The organism is Protofrankia sp. CiP1_Cm_nod3, from assembly GCF_982290655.1.
On sequence record NZ_CEVIVD010000122.1, the window covers coordinates 12,295 to 14,525 of the forward strand.

General features: G+C 66.6%; 3 protein-coding genes. All 3 read right to left on the bottom strand.

The window, feature by feature from the left end; translation table 11 throughout:
• Nucleotides 1–18: 18 nt before the first annotated feature.
• Nucleotides 19–576: a dTMP kinase gene (gene tmk, locus AC5LUJ_RS18945; RefSeq protein ID WP_493465398.1), complete on the bottom strand. Its 558-nt coding sequence runs from the start codon at nt 574–576 to the stop codon at nt 19–21.
• Between the two features lie 25 nt (nt 577–601).
• Nucleotides 602–1,183, bottom strand: coding sequence for a 3'-5' exonuclease (locus tag AC5LUJ_RS18950; RefSeq protein ID WP_250281048.1), 582 nt, complete (start codon nt 1,181–1,183; stop codon nt 602–604).
• Nucleotides 1,176–2,231: radical SAM protein (locus tag AC5LUJ_RS18955; RefSeq protein WP_250281050.1), on the bottom strand; the 1,056-nt coding region annotated here is incomplete at its 5' end. The genes AC5LUJ_RS18950 and AC5LUJ_RS18955, both read right to left, overlap by 8 nt.

Here is a 2,231-nt window from a genome sequence, read left to right on the forward strand (position 1 = left end):
AAGAAGGCGAGTAGGCGGTCACGGATGAGTGCTGCGGACTGTTCGGGGGGGCTGGCGGTTGACATCCACTCGCAGCACGTTGAAACCGGCCTGGATCAGCCGCTCGGTGGCCTGCCGGTAGAAGCGGGCTTCGGCGCGAGAGCTGTCGGGCGGGAGCTGGAAGCGGTTGTGCGGGCCACGATCGGTCAGCCGTTCGGCAACGACCTCGGGATCGGCGTCGAGGATGACGGCCAGGTCGGGCCGGTCAGCCTCGGCATTGAGCTGCCAGAGGAAGGTGAGATCGACCCCGTCGAAGCGTTGCATCACCAGACCGGACGGGAGGTAGCGGTCGCTCAACACCACGCGGCCGGCTTCAAGGTTCGGCCGGACTTCCACCTCAAGGTGGTGGTAGCGGTCGGCCGCGTACAAGCAGGCCAGCGCGTGACCCGTGACCGTCTCGGTCACCTCGCGGCAGAGCTGCCCGATAGGCCCCGTGGACGGCTCGGCCGTGACGTGGACATCATCGCCCGCGGCGACGAGAAGGTGTGCCAGGTGCTGCACGATGGTCGACTTCCCCGCGCCGCTCGGCCCGTCCACTGAGACGAACACGCCATGCGGATGATCAGAAGAGGGCCGGAGGTTCATCCTCGCTCCCTCCGGGCGTTTGGCCGCGCAGCGCTTCCCACGTCGCGGCCTTGGTGGCGAGGGTGACGAACAACCGGGCCGCCACCAGCGCGTCATAGGTGGCGCGGTGCGGTGAGAGGTCGTCGGGTAGATCCTCGGCCAGTGTGAACGCCTCGACCAGGCTGCCGAGCCGGTAGTCGCCCTGATCCGGCATCAACCGGCGAGCGAGCCTGAGTGTGTCGAAGACCTCCGGCGTCTTCCAGTCGGGGAGCTGGCGGCGCAGGACACCAACGTCAACGTGCGCGTTGTGAGCAACCAGGGCGTCAACATCCAAGACTGCCCGTACATCGGCCGTGACGTCCGTGAACGGCGGGCAGTCAGCCACGTCCGTGTTGGTCAGGCCGTGGATGCGGGTGGCGAAGTGCTTGATCGGCCGTTCGGGCCTGACCAACCAGCTCACCGCATCCCCGACGACCCCGCCGACGATCGGGACGGCGGCCAGTTCCACCAGGTCGGGCGGCTGCTGGCCGTTGCCCTCGACGTCCACGACCACGTACGTAAGGCTTGTCCAGTCAGTCATCTTCGTTCTCGTCCTTCCATCCGATGTCGGCCCGGCCATGTCGCCGCTCATGGTGCGGATGGCGCACGTCGTGTACCTGGAAGCCAAGCGCATGTTGCAGGTAGTAGCGGGGCTGTTCCGTCTCCAGCCCGGAGACGATGGCCGCTTGCTCCGTGATGTCCTCGACCACCAGGCCGCGCGCTTCGGACAGGGAGCTGGCGATTTCCCGTATCCGGTCGGCTGACGGCACCCGGTGTGTGCCCGCGCACAGTTCGATCTGACTCAGCGGGCAGATGTCGCACAGCTCCCGGATGCCATAGTGGCCGTTGTAGTCGGGCAACCCGTGTGCGTAGGCCACAGCGCATGAGGTCTTGCGGAACAACGGGGTGCTGGCGTCGAAGGTAGCCAGGACCCGGCGCTCCAGGGTTTCGGGCACGATCTTCCGGCGCGCCGTGCCCTCGTACGGCTCGGGCAGCCCGTTGGCCCGGTAGTATTCAGCGATCTCATCCCGGTAGAACAGGCCGGTGAACACGGTGGCGTCGGCATGCCGAGGCAGCCGGTATGCCGTGTCGAGGTGTTCCGGCGAGTCGTTGAGGCCCGGCACCAGCGGACGCCAGTAGAGAACGGTGCGGTACTTTCGGCGCTCGGGTGCGCTCATGAGCTTCAGCGATTCGGCGGCGACGTGTGATGGGTAGGGCTCGATGGCCTTGTTGTCGATGCCGGAGTACGTGAACAGCAGCGTCACCCTGACACAGCGGAGCTGGTTGAGCCGGTCGATGTCCTCGGGCTTCATCTGGTGTCTGGTGATGACCAGAACATGGTTGGTCAGGCCGCGTTCGTCGAGATCTTCCAACACGGCGAAGGTGTGTGGCCGGACGACCGGCAAGAACGGGTCGGTGGCCCGGTTGAGCACCTGCACCGGGGTGACGTGTGGCTGGAAGTACCGATGCGTGACCAGCTCTTCGACGGCCTGGGCGTCGCTCATGAGCGCACGCGGCACCCGCTGATCCCACAGGCCGTAGGTGTGCCGGATGCAGTACGCACAGTCGAGCGGGCGGCGGTGGTGGTC